This window comes from Rhodovulum viride (genome assembly GCF_003265965.1).
Classification (GTDB): domain Bacteria; phylum Pseudomonadota; class Alphaproteobacteria; order Rhodobacterales; family Rhodobacteraceae; genus Rhodovulum; species Rhodovulum kholense.
This window is the reverse complement of record NZ_MUAV01000017.1, coordinates 13,300-34,512: the sequence shown is the minus strand read 5'-3', so window position 1 is coordinate 34,512 and position 21,213 is coordinate 13,300. Positions and strand designations below refer to the sequence as shown.

The window sequence follows — 21,213 nt, the reverse complement described above, 5'->3', positions numbered from 1 at the left end:
CGAGGCGGGTAGGGTGGGAAATTTTGCGTTCCGCAACGGGAGGATGAGCCGCCCGGGCAGGGGCGATGCGCCAGTGCAGAAAACGCTGTGCCGGGCCGGTGCCTAGCGGTCGAAGAAATCCTCTTCGACATCGGCCGGGCTGATCCCGATGGCTTCAAGCCCGGCTTCGAGATAGTCGGCAAAGAGCGGCATGTTCACGAGATAGTCCTCGGTCGGCGAGGTCGCCTCGGCCTTGGCGGTCTCGATCGCCTCTTCCAGCTCGTCCGCGTCGAAGGTTTCGCGGCCGATCCAGGTCAGCGCCACGAGGCTTGCCTTTTCGTCCTCGTTCATCGCCGCGATGAAGCCGCGCAGCTCGGCCTCGCCCTGGCGTTTCTCGCGGGCCTGAAAGATCACCTGCACCACCTTGCTGGGGCTGATTTCCAAGAGCTCTTCCATGGGTCGTCTTCTCCTCCGGCACGGGCGCACAGTGTCGCCCGTGCCCGTCGCGGAGGCAAGGGCAAGCGTCAGCCCTTGCGCGCAAAAAGCGGGAAATAAATCCAGTCGGGCAGCAGCTGCGTCAGCCGCAGAATCCACGAGAAGAGCGTCGGGAAGCTGCGCGACATCGCGTCCGACATCATCAGCTCGACATATTCATGCGCGGCCTCTTCGGGCGTCATGATGAACGGCATCTTGAAGTCGTTCTTGTCGGTCAGCCGGGTCTTGACGAAGCCCGGGCTTGCGATCTGGACCTTGACGCCGGTGCCGCGCAGATCGGCCTGCAGGCTTTCGCCCAAGGACATCAGCCCGGCCTTGGAGGCGCCATAGCCGATGGCCCCCGGCAGGCCGCGATAGCCCGCAAGGCTGCCGGTCAGCACGATATGGCCGCGGTCGCGCGCGACGAACCACGGCACGACATGGCCCAGAACCCGCGCGGCGCCCATCAGGTTGACGTCGAACATGGTCTCGACCTGATCGGCGTTCCAGTCCTTGGCCGTCATCGGCCAGTAGGTGCCCGAGACATAGACCACGCCGTCGATTTCGCCGACCGCTTCGACGGCCGCCTTGACCGATGCGGCGTCGGTCACGTCCACCGGGACCACATCGGCCTTGCGTGGCAGCGATGCGGCCAGCTCTTCCAGCCGGTCCGTGCTGCGGGCGCTCAGCACGAGGTTGACCCCGAGCGCCCCCAGCCGTTCCGCCAGAGCGCGGCCGATGCCCTCGCTCGCCCCGATGATCCAGTAGCGTTTTCCGATCCAGTCCGTCGTCACGCGGCCTCCTTCGGGCGCATCGTCGCCACCAGTTCGGCGACCAAAAAGCCGAACTTGCGGAACTGGCTGCGATTAACGATCGCCCCGTTTTCCATCAGATACATCCAGTCGGTCACCGCCAGCACATGCCCGCCCGAATCCTCGGGCAGCCGGATGCGGTAGCGGAGGTGTACCCCCGATCCCCTCTGCATGCCATGCCCGGAGCCGACAAGATCCGGAGCATCGGCCGTAATCGACCCATCGTTTTCAAGGCGGAAGGTCCATCTGCGACTTTGGGTAGCACCGCTGTCATAACGGAATTCCTCGGCCATCGTTCCGGTATTGCCCTCCCATCGGGCCAGAAAATCCCCGGTAAAGCGCGACACCACGCGGCCGGTCGGGCCGTAGATCACGCCTTCGCAAAGAATGGGGCCGTCAAGATGGCGGCGCAGATCGAAGGCGGGTCCCTTGCCGTCGTAATCCGCGGGGGTCTGCGCGGCAAAGCCCAGATAGCGCGTCTTGAGCGCGACAAGGGCCAGCGCCACTGCCAGCCCCAGGACGAATGCGATCATCCGATCGTCTCCCTGTTGAGCGGGGTCGCGACCAGAAGCGCGACCGCCACGAGTTTGAGGGCACAGGGCAGGGCCGCGTAAAGCAGGCTCAGCACCACCAGCGCCCGCGCCGGAGAGGTGGCCTCTCCGGGCTGGAACCCCGCCCCCTGCAGAAGCGGCAGCAGCGCCACCGCCGCAAGGGCGAGGGTGAATTTCGACACGAAGGACCAGAGCCCGAAGGCCTGCCCGGCATTGGGCGCGATACGTGCCATCCGGGCGGCGAAGATCGCAGGCAGAAGCGTCATGTCGGCCCCGAGCGCCGCGCCCGAGGCGACGCAGATCGCGGCGAAGGGCAGGGCGTCGCCCGCCCCCAGCAGCGTCGCGAAGCCGAAGGCCAGGATCGACAGGACCATGCCCGCCAGAAGCGCGGGTTTCTCGCCGAACCGCCGTGCCGCCCGTCCCCAGCCGGGCGCAGAGGCCGCGGCCGAGAGGAAGAACAGCACCAGCAGCGGCCCCTCCCAGCCCGGCAGGCCAAGACGGCTTTCGACGAAGAACAGGAACAGCGTCGAGGTCACGGCAACGGGCGTCGCGTTGATCAGCGCCAGTATCAGAAGCCGTCGCGCGACCGGATCGGCCAGAACCTCGCTCCAGCCCGATTGCCCTTGGGCTGCGGGCAGCGACCAGTCGCGTGCCATCGCCACTGCCGCCACCGCCGCCAGCACCGCGAAGCCCGCGGCAAAGGCTGCGAAGGGCGCGTCGGTCACCCCCATCAGCAGGGTCGGAGCGACGGCGGCGGCCGAGACGCCCAGAAGCCCGCCGGTCTCGCGCCAGGCGGCAAGCCGCACATGCCCGCCCGGACCCATGCCGCCCGCCCGGGCAACGCCTTGGGCGTAGAAGGTGATGGTCAGGAAGCTGAAGGCGCTGAACAGCCCGGTCAGGGTCAGCGCGAACCACAGAAGCGGGGCGACCGGGGGCGTCACCGCGAATAGCCCCGCCATCGAGGCCACCAGAAGCGCCACCGCCGCCGCTACTGCAAGGGACCGCCAGCGGTGCAGCCGCTCCGACAGCCAGCCCAGCGCCGGGTCCTGCACCACGTCGAGCAGCCTGAGCCCGAACAGTACGCTGCCCAGCGCGGCAAGGCTCACCCCGTACTGGTCGACATAGAATTTCGGCGCGTGGATATAGATAGGCAGCCCCGCCGCGGTCAGCATCGCGGCAAAGACCGCATAGCCCGGCAGGGGGGCTGCCCGCATCAGGTCAGCTCTTCGGACGGCGGTTTGGGCCGGGTCCGGTATTTCGCGCCCTTCAACGCCAGCCGCAGCGCATGCCAGTAGATCAGCACGATCACCCGGCGCGATCCGAAGGGCCGGCGCAGCGCGCTTTTGAGGATGGCCCAGGTGCTGAGCGGCCGACGCGGCCCGGTCAGGGTGGCGTAAAGCCCTTCCTCGCCCCCGGCGGCGAAGTCGATCCAGATCCCGACCTTGTCGGGCCGGATGTCAAAGCGGAACCGGTAGCCGCCCGAGATCGGCTGGAACGGCGAGACATGGAAGATCTTGGTCGCGGTCAGGATGTCGGTGGGTTCGATCGGGCGCTGGTCGGGATGGCAGCACAGATAGCAATGCCGGTCGCCGAAGGTGTTGTTCACCTCGGCGATCACCGCGCGCAGCTGGTCTTCGGTGTCATGGCAGAGCCAGAAGCTGACCGGGTTGAATTCGTGGCCCAGGACGCGCGGCAGTGTCATCAGCTCGATCTTGCCGCGGATCGCGAAAAGATCGCGCGCCTTCAGAACCTCGCGCACCCAGGCGGCGCCACGTCCCTGGCCCTTGGGCCCGCCGTGATCGGTGTCGAGCACCGCCATCGACTTGCCGGGCTCGCGCCCGAACCAGCGCGGCGCCTTCAGGTCTTGGGCCTCGGCGTCGAAAAGCACGTAATCGACCGTATGGGTCAGCTTGTGCCCGACCTGACCGCGCCGTTCGTGAAAGGTCTTGCCCCGGATATGCTCTACAACCGCCGTCATGCCGCCACCGCCTCGGGCCGCCCGCGCAGAAGGGCCTCTGCCACCTCGATGCCGCTCGCGAGCCCGTCTTCGTGAAACCCGTTCCGCATCCAGGCGCCGCAGAACCAGGTGCGGTTGGTCCCGTTCATCCGCCGCACGGTCTGCTGCGCCTCGAGCGCCGCCCGGTCATAGACCGGATGGCGGAAGGTGACCGTGTCATAAATCAAGTCGTCCCGGATCTGCCGCCGGCTGTTCAGCGTGACGAACAGCGGATCGTCCTCGGGGATCGGTTGCAGCGAGTTCATCCAGTAGGTCAGGTCGATCCGCTCGGTCCGGGCACCGGTTTCTTCGGCGTAATTCCAGCTTGACCAGACCGCGCGGCGTTTGGGCATCACCGAGGGATCGGCATGCAGCACCGCCTCGTTCGGCTGATACCGCACGGCCCCCAGCGCCGCGCGCTCTTCGGGCGTGGCATCGGACAAAAGCGCCAGGCTGTCATCGGAATGGGTCGCGAAGACGACCTCGTCGAACCGCTCCCACGCGCCGCCCTGGGCGCGGATCTCGACGCCCTCGGCATCGCGGCGCACCGCCGCGACCGGCGCGGCCTTGCGGATCTCGACGCCCTGGTCGGCCAGCGCGGCCTCGAGCCTGCGCACATATTCGACCGACCCGCCCGCGACCGTGTACCACTGATGCTGGCCCGAGGTGCTGAGCAGCGCATGATTGTCGAAGAAGTTGATCAGGGCCTGCGCCGGGAAATCGAGGATGCCCTTGCTCGGCGTCGACCAGATCGCGCCCGAAAGGGGCAGAAGATAGCGGTCGCGGAACCAGTCGCCGGTGCCGAGCGCGGCAAGGAAATCGCCCAGGGAAACCGACGGGTCGCGGGCCTCCTCCTTTGCCCGGGCATTGAAGCGGGTGACATCGCGCAGCATGCTCCAGAAGCGCGGGTTCAGCGCGTTCGCGGGCTGGGCAAAGACCGCGCGCAGGTTTCTCAGCCCGTATTCGAAGGTCCCGCCATCGAAGGAGGCGCCAAAGCTCATGTCGGATTTCGCCACCGGCACGCCGAGCTTTTCGAACAGCCGCACCATATGCGGGTAGTTCACCCGGTTGAACACGATAAAGCCGGTATCCACGGGCCGGTCGCCCTTTCGGCCCGCCAGAACCGTGCGGGCATGGCCGCCCAGCCGTCCCTCGGCCTCGAACAGCGTCACCCGGGCGCTTTCGGCCAGCAGATGCGCCGCGCCAAGCCCCGAGATGCCGCCCCCGATCACGGCGATGCGCCGACGATGCCCCGCCGCGGTGTCGATTGCCATTCCGGTCTGCTCCTCTTTGCCCCGTGCTCGGATATGGGCTTTCGGGGGCGTCTGTCCAGAACCTGGGCGCCTATGTCCCGCACCGTTTCGTCCCGTTCCTTTGGCAGGCTGGCGTTTTTTTCGGCATCGCGGTGATCCGGTCCGGCCTCTGCCGCGTAACAGGACCATGATGCACGGCTTGCAGGCCAGCCAGTTTGGGGATGAAGCCAGGAGGGCACCGCCCTATCTTGGAAGAAATGAACCATTTCTGCGCAGGACCGAGGCTGACGTCGTGAATGAAAGACAGGCGACCGACACCAGATGGGTGACATGCGTGACGCGCATCCGGGACGAGCGGGACCAGACCGCTTTCGCCCGGCTGTTCGCGCATTTCGCCCCCCGGGTGAAGGCGTTCTTGATGAAATCCGGGGCCGATGCGGCCCTGGCGGAAGAATGTGCGCAGGAGGTGATGGCGACGGTCTGGCGCAAGGCGCATCTGTTCGACCCGGAGCGGGCCAGCGTGGCGACATGGATCTTCACCATCGCCCGCAACCGGCGGATCGACGCGCTGCGCAAGCAGCGGCATCCCGAGCCCGAGGATCTGACCTGGGGCCCGGAACACGAGCCCGACCAGGCCGAGACACTGGCCCTGCAACAGGAAAGCGAACAGCTCGGGCGCGCGCTTCAGGCGTTGCCCGAGGCTCAGAGGGTGCTGATCGAACGGGCCTATTTCGGCGAGCTCTCGCATCGCGAGATTGCAGCCGAGACCGGCCTGCCGCTTGGCACGATCAAATCGAGGATACGGCTGGCGCTGGAACGCTTGCGCCAGGAGATGACATGAGGATGTGACCGGACCCATGACGACGCCCATCATCCACCACCTGACCGACGATCTTCTGATGGCCCATGCCTCGGGCAGCCTGCCCGAAGCCTTCGGGCTGGTCGTCGCGACCCATGTGTCGCTGTGCGACGAGTGTCGGGCCCGGCTGGCCGGATACGAGGCGGTGGGCGGCGCGGTGCTTGAAGACGCGGACCCGGGCGTTGCCATGGCCGAGGACAGCCTGGCCGCGACGCTCCGGCTGATTGCCGACATGCCCGAGGAGGCGCGCATCGCGGCGCCTGTGCCCGCCGAGGGTGGCGTCTTCCCGATGCCACTGCGCGATTATGTGGGCGGCGATGCGGATACGGTGCAATGGCGCGCGCTGGGCGGCGGGGTGCGGCAGGCGGTGCTGCCCACGGCTCGGGACGCGACCGTGCGGCTGCTGTATATCCCCGCGGGCATGGCGATGCCCGATCACGGCCATGGCGGGATGGAACTGACGCTTGTGCTGCAGGGCGCCTTCGAGGATGCGGGCGGCCGCTATGGGCGCGGCGATGTCGAGGTTGCGGGCGAAGACCTCGACCACACCCCGGTTGCGGCCCCCGGTCCCGACTGCATCTGTCTGGCCGCGACCGACGCGCCGCTGAAGTTCCACGGCCTGCTGCCGCGTCTGGCGCAGCCCTTCATCGGGATCTGAGCCGCCGTCCTATTCGGCGGGCCGGGGCAGGGGCGGCAGCAACTCGTCCTGCTCTGCCCCCAATTCCTCGAAATCCAGATTGTCGAGCTTGGCCGCGCGTTTGCCCGCGCGCTCGGCGGCGACGCCGATGCCCTCCAGATCGGCGCGAGCCTGACCGAAATGGGTGCTCAGCCGGTCGACCCGTTCCGCCACCAGTTCGACGTCGCGATGCAGCTGGCGCAGTGTGCGCCGGATGGCACCGGCCTGATCGCGCATCCGCGCATCCTTGAGGATCGCCCGCATCGTGTTCAGCGTCGCCATGCAGGTGGTGGGCGACACGATCCATACCCGCGCCTCGAAGCTTTCGCGCACCAGATCGGGGAAATTGGCGTGCAGCTCGGCATAGACCGCCTCGGAGGGCAGGAACATCAGCGCACCGTCGGCGGTCTCTTCGGCCACGATGTATTTCTGCGAGATTGCCCGGATATGGGTCCGAACGGCGGTGCGGAAGGCGCGCGCGGCCTCTTGCCGGTCCCATTGGGTTTCGGCCCGGCGCAGCGCCTCGTAGGCTTCCAGCGGAAACTTCGAATCGACCACGATGGGCCCGGGCGGCTTCGGCAGCCGGATCAGGCAATCGGCCCGCTTGCCGTTCGACAGCGTCGCCTGCAGTACATAGCTGTCCTTGGGCAGCGCCTTGCCGACGATATCGGCCAGCTGGATCTCGCCGAAGGCGCCCCTTGTCTGCTTGTTCGACAGGATGTCCTGCAAGGACAGCACATTGCCCGACAGCTTCTCGATATTCTCCTGCGCCCGGTCGATGGTGGCCAGACGTTCCTGCAACTCGCCCAGCGACAGCGCGGTGCGGCGCGAGGCGCCTTCGAGATTGCGGTTCATCTGCTCGGTGACCGCGGCCAGACGGCTTTCCATCAGCCGCAGCATGTTGGCCTGCGCCGCCGCCTGTGCCTCGGACACATGGGTCAGCCCGCCCGCCAGCCGCTGCTGTCCCTCGCCCAGGGAATCGACCCGCCGCGCCAGCCGGTCCATCTGGTAGATCAGCGGCGCGGCCATCTCGGCCGACCGCCCGGCCCGGCGCACCGCCGCGATCAGAAGCCCCAGCACCAGAAGGATCAGCGCCGCAGCCCCGCCCGCCGCCAGCACGACAGGATCGTCATAGGCATAGGCCTTGCCCAAGACCTCGATCATGTGCGCCCGAACAGCCGCTCGATATCGGAAAGCTTCAGCTCGACATAGGTCGGGCGGCCGTGGTTGCACTGGCCCGACAACGGCGTCGCCTCCATCTCGCGCAGCAGCGCATTCATCTCGTCGGCGCGCATCCGCCGTCCCGAGCGGATCGAGCCATGGCAGGCCACCCGGCTGAGGATCGCATCGAGCCGCGCCTGCAGGGTCTGACTGTCGCCCTGATCGGCCAGTTCGTCGAGGATGTCGCGGATCAGCGCCCCGGCATCGACCTCGCCCAGCAGAGCGGGCGTCTCGCGCACCGCGATGGCGCCGGGGCCGAAGGGCTCGACCGTCAGGCCCATGCGGGTCAGGTCGGCCTCATGTTCCATCAGCCGGGCGATGTCGCCCTCGGACAGATCGACGATCTCGGGGATCAGCAGTGCCTGCGCCGCGACACCCGTCTCGGCCATCTGGCGCTTGAGCCGTTCATATACCAGCCGTTCATGGGCGGCGTGCTGGTCGACGATGACCATGCCGCGTTCCGTCTGGGCGATGATGTAGTTCTCGTGCAGCTGCGCCCGGGCGGCGCCCAAGGGCAGCGCCTCGGCCTCGGGGGCGGGCGCGACCGTCTCGAACCGGGCCGAGGGTTCCGCAAAGCCCTCGGCCAGCGGCGCCTCGGGCGCGGGGACCGGGGCCTGCGCGGCAAAGGACAGGCTCAGCGCGCGGGGCGAGGGCCGGTCCATCTGGTAGACCCGCGGCGGGCCGGGCGGTTCGGGCCGCATCGCGCCCAGCGTCGCGCCCGCCACCGTGCTCGAGGCGCGGTGCCCGGCCCCGGCCAGCGCATGGCGCAACGCCGAGACGATCAGCCCGCGCACGATGCCCGGCTCGCGAAAGCGGACCTCGGCCTTGGCGGGGTGGACGTTGACGTCGACCAGATGCGGGTCGCAGTCGATGAACAGCGCCGCCGCCGGATGCCGGTCGCGGCTGAGCACGTCCATGTAGGCGGCCCTCAGCGCCCCGATCAGCTGCTTGTCGCGGACCGGACGCCCGTTGACGAAGAAGAACTGCGCGACCGCCGCTCCGCGCGAATAGGTCGGCAGGGCGGCGAAGCCGGTCAGGCCGAAGCCCTCGCGCTCGGCCTCGATCTTGAGCGCGTTCTCGGCAAAATCGCGGCCCATCACCGCGACGACCCGGCCATAAAGCGCGTCGAACAGATCGCCCGTCTGCGCATCGGCGCGGAAGATCACGCGGCCCTCGCCGCCGTCCGACATGTCGCGCAGCGAAAAGCCGATGAAGGGCTCGGCCAGCGCCAGCCGTTTCACCACATCGCCGATGGCCTGCGCCTCGGCCCGGTCGCTGCGCAGGAATTTCAGCCGCGCGGGCGTCGCGAAGAAAAGATCGCGCAGCTCGACCACGGTGCCCCGGTTCAGCGCCGCGGGTGTCACCGGCCCGGCCGCGCCGCCGGTGACCGCGATCCGCGCGGCCTCGGCGCCGTCGCGGCGCGAGGTGATGGTCAGCCGCCCGACCGCCCCCAGCGAGGGCAGCGCCTCGCCACGAAAGCCGAAACTGCGGATATCCAGAAGGTCCGAGCCGTCGATCTTCGACGTGGCATGGCGCGACAGCGCCAGCGGCAGATCCTCGGGCGCCATGCCCCAGCCGTCGTCGGTGACGCGGATCAGCCCCTTGCCGCCCTGGGCATAGGCGACCTCGATCCGCCGCGCGCCCGCATCTATGGCGTTCTCGACCAGTTCCTTCACCGCCGAAGCGGGCCGTTCGACCACCTCGCCCGCGGCAATGCGGTTGATGGCCGCCTCGTCAAGCTGACGAATTCTTGGGGGATCTTGGCGAATGTTGGGGGCGGGGGAGCTCATGCCACAATTTCTAGCACGCCCCCCGCCGATTCGACCATGGGGTCAGTTGGTGGTTTCCAGACCCTGCGGCTGGCCCACCACGACGAATTGCAGATGCGCCGGGTCAAGCCATTCGGCCGCCACCCGGCGCACGTCGTCGAGCGTCACGGCGCGGATCTTGTCGTTCCGGGTCTTGACGTAATCGGGCGTCAGCCCCTCCATCTGCATGCCGACGAGGATGCGGGCGATGGGCCCGTTGCCGTCGAAGCGCAGCGGATAGGCGCCGGTCAGGTAGGTCTTGACCTTGTCGAGTTCGTCTTCGGTCGCGCCTTGCTCGGCCATGCGCGCCCATTCGTCCCGGATCACCTGGACCGCCTCGGCGATCTTGTCATTGCCCGAGGCGACCTGCCCCATGATCAGCGCCGCATGATCCATCGGCATCAGGTAGGAATAGACGCCATAGGTCAGCCCGCGCTTGACCCGGACCTCTTCCATCAGCCGGGCGCCGAAGCCGCCGCCGCCGAGGATCTGGTTCATCACGAAGGCCGCGAAGAAATCGGGATCGTCGCGTTCAAGCCCGCGCTGGCCGAACACCGCCACCGATTGCGGCGTGTCGAAGGGCACCACGTTCACCCCGCCCGCAAGGTTCAGCGGCGCGGGTCCGGGCATCGGCGCACCGGTTTCGGGCAGATCGCCGAGAAGCGTATCGAGCATTTTGCCCAGATCCTCGGCCGAGATGTCGCCGGCGGCGGCCACATACAGCCGGTCGCGGGCGATCACCCGGTCGCGGGCCGCGATCAGATCGTCGCGGGTCAGGGCGCCCACGCTCTCCTCGGTGCCGCTGATGGGCGTGGCATAGGGGTGGTCGCCGAATGCGATCCGGTCGAAGGTCTGGCCCGCGATCGCATTGGGGTCGGTCGCGTCGGACCGGATGCCCGAGATCACCTGGGCGCGCACCCGGTCGATGGCATCCTGATCGAAGCGGGGCGCCACCAGCGCCTGGCGCAAAAGCCCGACCGCCTCGTCGCGGTTCTCGGTCAGCATCCGGGCCGAGATCGCCAGCGAATCCGAACTCACGTCAAAGCGGTAACTGGCCGCCAGCGCATCGCGTTCGCGGGCAAAGGCACGGGCATCCATCTCGCCCGCCCCTTCCTCAAGCAGACCGGTCATCAGGTTGATGGCGCCGCGCTTGCCCGGGGCATCGAGGCTCGCCCCGCCCTGAAACCGGATCTCGACCGAGACGAAGGGCACCTCGTGGCTTTCGACCAGCCAGGCATGGATGCCGCCGGGCGAGGTGACCTCCTGGATCTCGACCTCGGCCCGCAAGGGCAGGGCTGCGAGAAGGACGAAGGCGAAGCTGCTGAAGACGGCGCGGATCATTGGGTCACCTCCTGCGAGCCGGCGGGAATCGCCGTGGGCGCGTCGGACGGCGCGACCCCCGGCGGGGTTTCGAGCCAGCCGGTGACCGAGGCGCGCGGGTCCAGCACGGAGCGTGCGGCCGCCATCACATCCTCGGGCGTGACCTCCTGCAGGATCTCGGGCCAGGATTGCACGTCCTCGACGCTCATCCCCACCGCCAGCGCCGCGCCATAGCGCCGGGCCAGCCCCTGGATATTGTCGCGGGCATAGATTTCCGAGGCGCGCAGCTGGGTCTTGATGCTGTCGAACAGGGCCGGATCGACGCCCTGATCGAGGAACTCGGTCAAAGCCTTGTCGAGCCCGGCCTCGGCCTCGGCCAGCGAGACGCCCTCGGCGGGCACCACGACAAACCCGAAAGTGGTCTTGTCGAGCGACAGCCCGTCATAGAAGGCCGAGCTGTAGATCGCGGTGCGGCTGTCGAATTGCAGCTTGTCGCTGAGCACCGAATTGGTGCCCGAGCCGCCGAGGATCTCGGCCAGATACGTCAGGGCGGCGGCCTGTTTCTGATCGCCCGGGTCGCGTTCGGGCGCCAGATAGGTGCGGATCACGTAGGGCTGGGCGACGCGCGGGTCCTCAAAGGTCAGATGCCGGGCGGCCAGTTGCGGCGGCTCTTGCGGGCGCAGGCGCGGCGGCAGCGTTTCCGACGGGGCCAGCGGGCCGTAATGGGCCTCGGCCATCGCCCTGACCGCGTCGGGCTCGACATCGCCCGCGACCACCAGCACCGCGTTGTTCGGCGCGTAATAGGTGCGGTAATAGGCCAGCGCATCGGCCCGGCTCAGCCCCTCCATCTCGTGGCGCCAGCCGATGATCGGAATGCCGTAGGGGTGGTTGAGGTATTGCGCGGCATTGCGCTGTTCGGAAAAGAGCGCGCCCGGGTCATTCTCGGTGCGTTGGTTGCGTTCCTCGAGGATCACGTTGCGCTCGGTCGCGACATCGTCTTCCGACAGCTTCAGCCCGGTCATCCGGTCGGCCTCGAGCTTCATCATCAGATCCAGCCGGTCGGCGGCCACGCGCTGGAAATACGAGGTGTAGTCCCACGAGGTGAAGGCATTGTCGGACCCGCCGTTTTCCTCGACGATCTTCGAGAATTCGCCCGATCCGACCGTGTCGGTGCCCTTGAACATCAGGTGTTCCAGGAAATGGGCGATCCCGGACTTGCCGGCCGGTTCGTCGGCGGCGCCGACCTTGTACCAGACCATCTGCACCACGACCGGGGCGCGGTGATCCTCGACCACCACAACCTCCATCCCGTTTGGCAGGGTGAAATCGGTCACCTTCTCGGCGCGGGCAGCCCCGGCCATGGCGATCAGGGCCAGAAGGGCCAGCCGGATCGGCATCATCGCTTGTCTCTCCTCGGGTCAGGCGGCATGAGGCAAGCTACCGCGGCGCCCGGGGTTTGCAACCGGCGCCACGCAGATGTGAGCGGATGCTATGGCCGCCCTGTTATTTCAGACCTTCGGGGGGCGCGCTGACATTGCGCACGCCGCGCGCGCGCCAGCGTTCCAGTTCCTCGTACTGGTTCAGCGCCTGACGGCTGTAGGCCTTGTAATAGACGGTCACGTTGAACCAGCGTTCCAGCAGGCGGCCGTCATGCTTGCGGCGGTATTCGAGGTCTTCCTGCGCCAGCGTCTGGCGGATCGAGGGATCGACCCCGAACCGGCCGACCTGCGCCATCAGGCCCGGATCTCCGCCCGTGCCGCGCGCTGCATTGCCGCCCAGCGCGGCGATGGCGTCGGCCTCGGGTGTCGGATCGACCAGATTCGCGCCGCCCGGCGTCGGCGCGGGCAGGTTCGCCACGTCCTGGGGCATTTCCAGCGGCTTGTTCGGCACGACCGAGAATTCGTCGGGTCCGCGCTCGGCGCCGCGCAGATGCATCAGCTTGGGCTGATAGTCGTCGCCACGGCTGCAGCCCGACAAGGCAGCCGCCATGGCCGCCCCAAGAACCAGTATCCGTGCCGATCGCATGCGCAGTCCCCTTCGTCCGATCTGGCCCTCTTTAACGCAGCTTGCAGGGCGCGTCACGGGGTCTTGTCCTTCCCCGTGTAAAGCACGAGCCCCAGCGCACCGGCAAAGATCGCCACATCGGCGACATTGAAAGCATAGGGATTGTCGATGCCGCAACAGGACATGTTCAGGAAGTCGGCCACCGCCCCGTACAGCACCCGGTCCAGCGCATTTCCCAAAGCGCCGCCGATCAGCAGCCCGGCCGAGACCAGCGCCGCCGGGCGATGCCGCCCGCGCGCCATCCAGATGGCAACGCCCGCCGAGATCGCCAGCGACACCCCGATCAGCAGCCAGCGGGCCAGATCGGCGTCATGGGCGAAAAGCCCGAAATTGACCCCTTGGTTCCAGGCCATCCGGAAGGTCAGATAGGGCGGCCAGACGTCGATGCGCTGATCGAGCGCAAGGCCCATGTGGAACACCACAAAGACCTTGCTGGCCTGATCGAGCAGGAAGACCAGCGCCGCGACGATCCCGAGCCGCCGCACGGTCAGTGCCGGAAGTGGCGCATGCCGGTCAGGACCATGGCCAGCCCCGCCTCGTCGGCTGCCGCGATCACGTCCTCGTCGCGGATCGACCCGCCGGGCTGGATCACCGCCGTCGCGCCCGCCTCGACCGCGGCCAGCAGGCCGTCCGAGAAGGGGAAGAAGGCGTCCGACGCCACCGCGCAGCCCTTGGTCAGCGGCTCGGAAAGGCCCAGCGCCTCGGCCATGTCCTGGGCCTTGCGCGCGGCGATGCGGCAGGAATCGACCCGGCTCATCTGGCCCGCGCCGACGCCGACGGTCGCGCCGTCCTTGACATAGACGATGGCGTTCGACTTGACGTGCTTGGCCACGGTCCAGGCGAACAGCATGTCGGCGATCTCGGCCTCGGTCGGCGCGCGTTTCGTGACCACCTTCAGGTCCGAGGCCTCGATCCGGCCATTGTCCTTGTCCTGCACCAGGAACCCGCCCGAAACCTGCCGGTAGGTCAGCGCGGCGGCAGCCGGGTTGGCCAGCCCGCCGGTCGTCAGCAGCCGCAGGTTCTTCTTGGCGGCGAAGATCTCTTTCGCCGCGTCGTCGGCAGCGGGCGCGATCACCACCTCGGTGAAGATCTCGCTGATCGCCCTGGCTGTCGGCTCGTCAAGCTTCATGTTCAGCGCAACGATGCCCCCGAAGGCCGAGGTGCGGTCGCAGTCGAAGGCGCGCCGGTAGGCCTGTTCAAGCGTCTCGCCGCGCGCGACGCCGCAGGGGTTGGCGTGCTTGATGATGGCGCAGGCCGGGCCGCCCGCGGGCAGGAACTCGCTGACCAGCTCGAAGGCCGCATCGGTGTCGTTGATGTTGTTATAGCTCAGCTCCTTGCCCTGCCATTGCTTGGCGGTGGCAACGCCGGGCCGGTCCGATCCGTCGATGTAGAAGGCGGCCTCTTGGTGCGGGTTCTCGCCATAGCGCAGCCCCTGGGCCAGCGCGCCGGCAAAGACGCGGCGGCGCGGCTGGGTGTCGCCCAGCGCCTTCGCCATCCAGGTCGAGACGGCGGCATCGTAGGCACCGGTCCGGGCATAGGCGATCTGCGCCAGCTTCTTGCGGAACTTCAGGCAGGTCGCGCCGTCATGGCGGTCAAGCTCGCCCAGCAGCCGCGCGTAATCCTCGGTATCGACGACGACATTGACGAAGGCGTGGTTCTTGGCCGCCGCGCGGATCATCGCCGGACCGCCGATGTCGATATTCTCGATGCAGTCGTCATACTCGGCGCCCTTGGCGACGGTCGCCTCGAACGGGTAGAGGTTCACGACCAGCAGATCGATCGGGCCGATCCCGTGCTCTTCCATGGCCATCACATGGGCCTCGTTGTCGCGCAGCGCCAGCAGCCCGCCATGCACCATCGGATGCAACGTCTTGACCCGGCCGTCCATCATTTCCGGAAAGCCGGTGACCTCGGACACGTCCTTGACCTCGAGCCCCGCCTCGCGAAGCGCCTTGGCGGTGCCGCCGGTCGACAAGAGTTCGACCCCCCGGGCGGCCAGCGACCGGCCCAGATCGGCAAGCCCGGTCTTGTCGGATACGGAAAGGAGCGCGCGGCGCACGGGCACGAGATCGGTCATCGGATCAGTCCTTCGTCATTGAATGGGGGCGAGTCCAGGGGGCTGCTGTATCGTCGAATTCGTCCTCGCGCTCAAGGTCCCGCGGGGCCTGCGCGCCTTCATGGGCCTTGGCCAGCGTCCAGCCGATGACGCAGGCCGCATCTGTCACCCGCGCCGACAGCACGATTTCCTGGCTTGCGCGCGGCTCGGGCCGGCCCGTTTCCAGATAGACGCTGGGAGCCAGCGACAAGGTCGCCGCGCCATCGTGGCGAAACACCCAGATCTCGCCGCTTTTGGGCGCCAGCGACACCGCCGAGCCGCCCAGATCCAGCGCCGCGTCAATCTCGGGATGCAGGTGGAAATGGATCGAGAAGGCAATGCCCTCGCCGTCCGAGCGTGCCAGCGCCCGCTCGAAGGCCGCGTGTTCCTCGGGGGTGAAGGCCGCCAGCGTGTCCTCGCCCGACAGCGCCCGCCCGTCATAGGCGAGGTTCAACTGGCGCACATGGGTCAGCCCGTGAGTCACCGAATAGCCGTCATGCCAGGCGGTCAGCGCATGCCCGGCCTGCCCGGTCTCGGCCCGCCATTCGACCGGGCCCGGGATCTCTGTCAGAAGCTGCGGCCTTCTGCGCCGCCGGGGCGCAAGCCGCGACGAGGAAAATCCCTCGATCGCCAGCGTCGAATGCGACCGCGTCGCGCGCCCGGCCATCCGCCAGCTTGGGCCAAAGGCCCCCCCCGCGCCGCAATTGACGATCACCGGCCGCCGCCCCGAGGTCAGCTCGAAGGCCAGCGTCGAGGCATGGGCCTCGGCCGAGGCCGGGCCCGCGGGCGGCGGCGCGGCATCGACGATGACCGTCGTCCGCCCCGAGGCAAGCCGCGCATAGCCCATGGCCAGCCCCCTCAGCGCGCGCGGCTTGACCCCCGCCGCCGCCAGCGCCTGATCGAGCCGCCCTTCCGGCCCGCGCCCGCCGCCGTGAAACCGCGCGAGCCCGCCATCGGCATGGCGCAGCGCGCGCAGCACCGGCGCAATCCGCTGGATCGCCGCGCGGTGCCCCTGCCAGGCCGGGCGCTTGGCCAGCGCCAGCGCCGCCTCGGTCCAGCCCAGAAGCGTCAGCACCTCCAGCAGCTCTTCGGGATTGCGGGTGGCCAGCGCCCCGTCATCGGCGATGTCGGTGTCGCAGGCGCGGTCAAGGGCGGCCAGCGCCTTGGGAAGGTGCCGCCCCATCCCCTCGAGGCAGAGCGCGCCGTAGATCAGCCCGGCCAGCGCCTCGAACCGCGCAAGGCCGGGCGGCGCGTTGCGCCAGCGCCGCGCCAGAAACGCGGTCTGCCGCGCCAGCGCCAGATGCAGCCGCGCGCGCTGGGCTTCGTCCAGCCCCGCCTCGATGAAACGCGCATGATGGATCAGCCGGATGGTCCGGCGCCCGGCCAGTTCTGGCGTCCAGCCCGGCCCGCCGCCGCGCCCGAAGCGCTCGATCCAGCCCAGCGTCCAGTCCTGGGCCGCGGTCCGCGCCTTGCCGTCGGCCGCCGCGGCCAGATCGTCGAGCCAGGCAAAGCCCTGCCGGTCGGCCTCGAACCGCGCGCCGGGGCTGGCGACGTCCCAGATCCCGGAGCCCGGCGCCTCGACCGCGCCGCCGTCGAACAGGAACCGGCCCACGCAAAGCTGCCGCCCCCGGGCGAAACTGCCGACGGACCGAGGCTCGGGCTGCAGCACCAGGCGCAGGACCGGCTGGCCAAGCGCACTCAGCCGGGCGTGGAAACGGTTGCTCCACGCGCCGCGCCGGACGGGCGGGAACTCGGTGTCGGTCGGGCCTGCCATGGTCGGGCTTCGTTCTGTCGGGCTCTTGCCTGCCGCCGGACCATACCGGGCCGGTCAACGAGTGTCACCGGAGAATTGTGCCCGGCTTCGGGCAGGGATCAGGCGGGTTTGCGCAGCCCGGCGATGAAGAACCCGTCCATGCCGCCGCACTCGGCCCAGAAATCGGGCCTGAGCCGCAGCGCCTCATGGGCGGTGCGCCAGCCGGGCTCGATCCACGGCGCGTCGAAGGCGACGGGGGTCAGATCCGGGTGCCGGTCCAGCGCCGCGGCCAGCTGCGCCTCGCCTTCCTCGGGCAAAAGCGAACAGGTGCAGAAGATCAGCCGCCCGCCCGGCGCCAGCAGCCCGAGCGCCCGGTCGATCAGCGCCGATTGCAGCGGGAAAAGCGGTTTGACCGAGGCGCCATCCTTGGCGAAGGGCAGATCGGGATGGCGCCGGATCGTGCCGGTGGCCGAACAGGGCGCATCCAGCAGGATCGCGTCGAACCGCGCGTCGCTGTCCCAGTCCAGCGCATCGGCGACGACCAGCTCGGCCGTCAGGTCCGTGCGGGCCAGGTTTTCCTCGACCCGCGCCATCCGCTGGTCCGAGATGTCGAGCGCGGTGACCGTGGCGCCCGCCGCCGCCATCTGCATCGTCTTGCCGCCCGGTGCGGCGCACAGGTCCAGAACTCGTTCGCCCGGGCGCGCCGCCAAAAGCCGCGCGGGCAGGGAGGCGGCCGCGTCCTGCACCCACCAGATGCCCTCGCCATAGCCCGGCAGCGCCGAGACCTGCACCGACCCCGCGATCCGGACCGACCCGGTCGGCAGCGCCACGCCGCCCGTGGCCTCGGCCAGCGCCCCGGCATCGCCATCCTTCGGCGTCAGATCGAGCGGCGCGCCCGCGGCATGGGCCGCCTCGATGCCGACCACGGCTGCCCGCCCCCAGGCGCTGTCGAGCCGTCCGCGCAGCCAGCCCGGCAGACGCGGCGGCGGCAGCGCCTGCCAGTCGCTGGCGGGCAGATCGGCCACCTTGCGCAGCACCGCGTTGACGAGGCCTGCCAGCGCCTCGGTCCTGCGGTCGGCCCGGGCCAGCGCCACGGCCGCGTTGACCGCGCCATGGGCCGCGGCGCCGCCTTCCAGCATCTCGACCGTCGCGAGCCTGAGGATGGCGTGGACCGGGGGCGGCGGGGGGCGGCGCAGGAAGGGTTTCAGCACCGCATCGGCGCGGCCCATATGCCGCAGCGTCGAGACTGCCAGCCGCTGGGCGCGGGCACGGTCAGAGGGCTCCAGCGGGTCCAGCGGGCCGTCGGACCCGGCCAGTTCGGCCATCAGCCGCCGGTCTTCCAGCACCGCGCGGATCAGATCCAGCGCCGCCGCCCGTGCGCGTTCGGTCCCGCGTTCCCGTGGCTCGTCCATCCCGGCCCCCGCTTGCTCCATGCCGCGCCCCCGGTATATCACCGGACCGCAACCGGCAAGGAGGCGCCCGATGTCCGACGACGCTGAAGACACCCCCCGCAAGGATCTGCCGCCCGCCGCGCAGCGCGCGCTGGCCGAGGCTGCCGAGCGGCGCAAGGCCGCCGAAGCCGCCGAAAAGGCCCGGCCCGTCGAGCTGGGCGGCCGCGACGGCCCCGATCCGGTCCGCTATGGCGACTGGGAGAAGAAGGGTATCGCCATCGACTTCTGAACCTGCCGTGTCGCGGCCCGGGGGGGGGCATGCGGGGCCGCACAGGCGGCAGATCAGATCCTGGACGCGGTCGGGCGCCGCTTCATTCCGACAAGCGCGTCAAGCGGGGCAGGGCCGTCACGGACGGCCGTGTCGCTTACCCTTTGTCGCGATCATGTTTCTCGTAAATGGCCTTCGCGACTTCTCCGAAGGCGCCGATCAGCATGAGGAACGATCCGACGATGAACATCCACACCGCCACGGTTTTCCAGCTTGAAAGGGTCGGCAGAAAGAGAACGGAGCCCACCAGAAACAGCAGGTTCCCTGCCACGGCGACACTGAGATGCCAATGGCGGTAGGCCCGTACGATCCGCTCCAGTCCTCTCATTCCAGCTCCGTCATATCAAAGGTCCCGGCACAAAGCGCAGGACGAGCCTGTGCAATGTTCAGAGGGTTCTATCGAACGGAGGCCGGTTAGACAAAACCTGTGTCGGACGGGACATCCGGGCGAAGGCTTTCCTTGGGGAGTGGCCCGTGCCCGGAAAGCTGCGCAACTCGGGCAATCCCGGCCGCATGCGCAGGTCCCGGCACATGAGGGCATTTCCCAGCGGTTTCAGGCGGCGGGTCGCCCTGGCCGTTACGGCCGGGGCCTATAGCCCCAGCACGTCGAGCATGTCGTATTCGCCGGGCTTCTGGTCCTGACCCCAGAGCGCGGCCCTCAGCGCGCCGCGGGCGAAGATCCGGCGGTCGGTCGCGACATGGCGCAACACGATCCGCTCGCCGAGGCCCGCGAAGATCACGTCATGTTCGCCGACGATGTCGCCGCCGCGAATCGCCGAAAAGCCGATGGCCCCTTTCGCCCGTTCGCCGGTGATGCCGTCGCGGCCGCGTTCCGAGCACTCGTCCAGCCCGATGCGCCGGCCTTCCGCCGCGGCCTGACCCAGCATCAGCGCGGTGCCCGAGGGTGCGTCGACCTTGTGGCGGTGATGCGCCTCGACGATCTCGATGTCGAAATCCTCGTCAAGCGCGGCGGCAACCCGCCGGGTCAGCTGCACCAGCAGATTGACGCCGAGGCTCATGTTTCCGGCGCGCACGATCACCGCATGGCGGGCGGCGGCCTTGATCTTCTGCAGATGCTCGGGCGCAAGCCCGGTGGTGCCGATCACATGCACCGCGCGGGCCTGCGCGGTCAGGGTGGCGGTCGCGACCGTGGCCTCGGGCGTGGTGAAGTCGATCACCGCCTGGGCCTGGGCGATCACCGCCAGCGCGTCGTCGGTGACCTTCACGCCCACCGCCGGGCCGCCCATCGCCTCGCCCACGTCGCGGCCGATCCAGGGATGGCCGGGCCGTTCGACGCAGCCCGCCAGCCGGGCCTTTTCGCTGTTCAGCACGGCTCCGATCAGCATCTGACCCATGCGCCCCGAGGCGCCCATCACCACGATGCCCGGCAGGCTGTCCATCGCACTTGCTCCTTCGACCTGAATGGGCCCGATGTAGCCCATGGGCGGGCGCGCGCAAAGCCCCGCTTGGCAAAGCCCGCCGGGTGGCCTAGATGCAGCCCATGTCCAGATCTTCTGCCCCGTCCCAAAGACAGCTGCGCGTCGGCGAGCTGATCCGCCGCACCCTCTCGGAAGTGCTGGCGCGCGGCGACGTGCACGACCCCGACCTGAACCGGATGTCGATCACCGTGGGCGAGGTCCGCACCTCGCCCGATCTCAAGGTTGCGACCGCCTTCGTGCTGCCGCTGGGCGGGGATCATGCCGAAGAGGCGCTGGCCGCGCTGCGCCGCAACCGGGGCGAGCTGCGCCGGGTGGTGGGCAAGAAGACCCAGCTGAAATTCACGCCCGAGCTGCGCTTTACCCTCGATGAAACCTTCGACCGGATGGACGAGACCCGGCGGCTTCTGGCCGACGAGACCGTGCGCCGCGACCTGGCCGCTCCCGATGGCGATGAGGATTAGGGCCGCCCTTTTCCTGCTGACCGTCCTTCTTCCCCTGCCCGCCGCGGCAGAGCCCGCCTGCCATCCGCTGACCCATGAGGACCGCGGTTATGTCGTCTGCAGCGCTGATCCGGCAACCGACGACCTGCGGCTGTTCCTGAAGACCGACCAGGGCGGGATCTTTGGCAGCTTCGGCCGGGTGAACCAGGCGCTGGCGGCGCGGGGCGAGACCCTGGCTTTCGCGATGAATGCCGGGATGTACCATCCCGACCGCCGCCCCGTCGGGCTGTATGTCGAGGACCGCCGGCAGCAGATGCATGCCGTGGCCGCGGCCGGGCCGGGCAATTTCGGGATGCTGCCCAACGGGGTGCTGTGCCTTGAAGACGGCCGCGCCGAGGTGATCGAGACCCGCGCCTATCTGGCCGACCCGCCCGAGTGCCGCTATGCGACACAATCGGGGCCGATGCTGGTGATCGACGGCGCGCTGCACCCGCGATTCCTGTCCGACAGCGACTCGCGCTATGTGCGGAACGGCGTCGGCGTCGATGCCGAGGGGCGGCTTCACTTCGCGATCTCGGACGCGCCGGTCACTTTCCACGAATTCGGGCGGCTCTTCCGCGACGTGCTGAAGACCCCGAACGCGCTTTACTTCGACGGCAAGGTGTCGAAACTTTACGCCCCGGATCTTGGCCGCAACGATGCCGGGCTGCCGATGGGGCCGATCATCGGCGCCGTTGTGCCCGCCGCCGAGTAG

At 68.8% G+C, this 21,213-nt stretch carries 22 protein-coding genes; 5 read left to right on the top strand and 17 right to left on the bottom strand.

Annotation, left to right across the window (positions count from 1 at the left end; translation table 11 throughout):
• Positions 1 to 102: 102 nt before the first annotated feature.
• The 6 genes from BYZ73_RS14355 to BYZ73_RS14330 form a co-directional block, all read right to left on the bottom strand.
• Positions 103 to 435, bottom strand: a complete 333-nt coding sequence (locus BYZ73_RS14355; RefSeq protein WP_108028305.1) for a DUF3775 domain-containing protein — start codon at positions 433 to 435, stop codon at positions 103 to 105.
• 68 nt (positions 436 to 503) lie between these two features.
• Entirely contained in the window at positions 504 to 1,247 is a 744-nt protein-coding gene (locus BYZ73_RS14350) for an SDR family NAD(P)-dependent oxidoreductase (protein WP_108028306.1), read from the bottom strand.
• A complete protein-coding gene (locus BYZ73_RS14345) occupies positions 1,244 to 1,798 on the bottom strand; it encodes a DUF3833 domain-containing protein (protein WP_112316477.1) in 555 nt (184 codons plus the stop codon). Before BYZ73_RS14345 ends, BYZ73_RS14350 begins: the two co-directional genes overlap by 4 nt.
• On the bottom strand, positions 1,795 to 3,030 hold the full coding sequence (locus BYZ73_RS14340; protein ID WP_108028308.1) for an MFS transporter: 1,236 nt from the start codon (positions 3,028 to 3,030) through the stop codon (positions 1,795 to 1,797). Before BYZ73_RS14340 ends, BYZ73_RS14345 begins: the two co-directional genes overlap by 4 nt.
• The gene (locus tag BYZ73_RS14335; protein ID WP_108028309.1) at positions 3,030 to 3,794 is read right to left on the bottom strand and encodes a DUF1365 domain-containing protein; all 765 of its coding nucleotides are present in this window, start codon (positions 3,792 to 3,794) and stop codon (positions 3,030 to 3,032) included. Before BYZ73_RS14335 ends, BYZ73_RS14340 begins: the two co-directional genes overlap by 1 nt.
• Positions 3,791 to 5,086: an NAD(P)/FAD-dependent oxidoreductase gene (locus tag BYZ73_RS14330; protein ID WP_112316476.1), complete on the bottom strand. Its 1,296-nt coding sequence runs from the start codon at positions 5,084 to 5,086 to the stop codon at positions 3,791 to 3,793. Before BYZ73_RS14330 ends, BYZ73_RS14335 begins: the two co-directional genes overlap by 4 nt.
• Positions 5,087 to 5,252: 166 nt before the next feature.
• On the opposite strand from BYZ73_RS14330, the gene BYZ73_RS14325 reads away from it, so the two are divergent.
• The gene (locus BYZ73_RS14325) at positions 5,253 to 5,906 is read left to right on the top strand and encodes a sigma-70 family RNA polymerase sigma factor (protein WP_170120333.1); all 654 of its coding nucleotides are present in this window, start codon (positions 5,253 to 5,255) and stop codon (positions 5,904 to 5,906) included.
• Positions 5,907 to 5,922: 16 nt separating this feature from the next.
• Positions 5,923 to 6,582 carry a ChrR family anti-sigma-E factor gene (locus BYZ73_RS14320; RefSeq protein ID WP_112316475.1) on the top strand — a complete coding sequence of 220 codons (660 nt, stop codon included), beginning with the start codon at positions 5,923 to 5,925 and terminating at the stop codon, positions 6,580 to 6,582.
• A gap of 9 nt (positions 6,583 to 6,591) precedes the next feature.
• Here the strand turns inward: BYZ73_RS14320 and BYZ73_RS14315 are convergent, their stop codons facing one another.
• From BYZ73_RS14315 to BYZ73_RS14275, 9 genes are all read right to left on the bottom strand, one after another.
• Complete coding sequence (locus BYZ73_RS14315) at positions 6,592 to 7,764, bottom strand: DNA recombination protein RmuC (protein ID WP_112316474.1); 1,173 nt, start codon at positions 7,762 to 7,764, stop codon at positions 6,592 to 6,594.
• Positions 7,761 to 9,611 (bottom strand): DNA mismatch repair endonuclease MutL, encoded by a 1,851-nt coding sequence (gene mutL / locus BYZ73_RS14310; protein WP_112316473.1) that lies wholly within the window; start codon positions 9,609 to 9,611, stop codon positions 7,761 to 7,763. The genes BYZ73_RS14315 and mutL overlap by 4 nt, the downstream gene beginning before the upstream one ends.
• A gap of 42 nt (positions 9,612 to 9,653) precedes the next feature.
• Positions 9,654 to 10,970 (bottom strand): M16 family metallopeptidase, encoded by a 1,317-nt coding sequence (locus BYZ73_RS14305; RefSeq protein WP_112316472.1) that lies wholly within the window; start codon positions 10,968 to 10,970, stop codon positions 9,654 to 9,656.
• Complete coding sequence (locus BYZ73_RS14300) at positions 10,967 to 12,349, bottom strand: M16 family metallopeptidase (protein WP_112316471.1); 1,383 nt, start codon at positions 12,347 to 12,349, stop codon at positions 10,967 to 10,969. The genes BYZ73_RS14305 and BYZ73_RS14300 overlap by 4 nt, the downstream gene beginning before the upstream one ends.
• 103 nt (positions 12,350 to 12,452) lie before the next feature.
• A complete protein-coding gene (locus tag BYZ73_RS14295; RefSeq protein WP_112316470.1) occupies positions 12,453 to 12,974 on the bottom strand; it encodes a DUF3035 domain-containing protein in 522 nt (173 codons plus the stop codon).
• 53 nt (positions 12,975 to 13,027) lie between these two features.
• The gene (gene lspA, locus BYZ73_RS14290; RefSeq protein ID WP_112316469.1) at positions 13,028 to 13,498 is read right to left on the bottom strand and encodes a signal peptidase II; all 471 of its coding nucleotides are present in this window, start codon (positions 13,496 to 13,498) and stop codon (positions 13,028 to 13,030) included.
• A 2-nt stretch (positions 13,499 to 13,500) separates the two neighbouring features.
• Positions 13,501 to 15,090, bottom strand: coding sequence for a bifunctional phosphoribosylaminoimidazolecarboxamide formyltransferase/IMP cyclohydrolase (gene purH, locus BYZ73_RS14285; protein WP_112316468.1), 1,590 nt, complete (start codon positions 15,088 to 15,090; stop codon positions 13,501 to 13,503).
• Positions 15,091 to 15,094: 4 nt separating this feature from the next.
• Positions 15,095 to 16,882: a heparinase II/III family protein gene (locus BYZ73_RS14280; protein WP_112316467.1), complete on the bottom strand. Its 1,788-nt coding sequence runs from the start codon at positions 16,880 to 16,882 to the stop codon at positions 15,095 to 15,097.
• A 98-nt stretch (positions 16,883 to 16,980) separates the two neighbouring features.
• Positions 16,981 to 18,273 carry an RsmB/NOP family class I SAM-dependent RNA methyltransferase gene (locus BYZ73_RS14275; RefSeq protein ID WP_112316466.1) on the bottom strand — a complete coding sequence of 431 codons (1,293 nt, stop codon included), beginning with the start codon at positions 18,271 to 18,273 and terminating at the stop codon, positions 16,981 to 16,983.
• A gap of 70 nt (positions 18,274 to 18,343) precedes the next feature.
• Here BYZ73_RS14275 and BYZ73_RS14270 point away from each other — a divergent pair, with 70 nt between their 5' ends.
• Entirely contained in the window at positions 18,344 to 18,541 is a 198-nt protein-coding gene (locus BYZ73_RS14270) for a DUF1674 domain-containing protein (protein WP_108028321.1), read from the top strand.
• A 136-nt stretch (positions 18,542 to 18,677) separates the two neighbouring features.
• Here the strand turns inward: BYZ73_RS14270 and BYZ73_RS14265 are convergent, their stop codons facing one another.
• Together BYZ73_RS14265 and dapB are read right to left on the bottom strand one after the other, a co-directional pair.
• Complete coding sequence (locus tag BYZ73_RS14265; RefSeq protein WP_112316464.1) at positions 18,678 to 18,908, bottom strand: YrhK family protein; 231 nt, start codon at positions 18,906 to 18,908, stop codon at positions 18,678 to 18,680.
• A gap of 262 nt (positions 18,909 to 19,170) precedes the next feature.
• Complete coding sequence (gene dapB / locus BYZ73_RS14260) at positions 19,171 to 19,980, bottom strand: 4-hydroxy-tetrahydrodipicolinate reductase (protein WP_108028323.1); 810 nt, start codon at positions 19,978 to 19,980, stop codon at positions 19,171 to 19,173.
• Between the two features lie 101 nt (positions 19,981 to 20,081).
• Between dapB and rbfA the strand changes: the two genes are divergently transcribed.
• Positions 20,082 to 20,480 (top strand): 30S ribosome-binding factor RbfA, encoded by a 399-nt coding sequence (gene rbfA / locus BYZ73_RS14255; RefSeq protein ID WP_181498064.1) that lies wholly within the window; start codon positions 20,082 to 20,084, stop codon positions 20,478 to 20,480.
• On the top strand, positions 20,464 to 21,213 hold the full coding sequence (locus tag BYZ73_RS14250; RefSeq protein WP_245943158.1) for a phosphodiester glycosidase family protein: 750 nt from the start codon (positions 20,464 to 20,466) through the stop codon (positions 21,211 to 21,213). Before rbfA ends, BYZ73_RS14250 begins: the two co-directional genes overlap by 17 nt.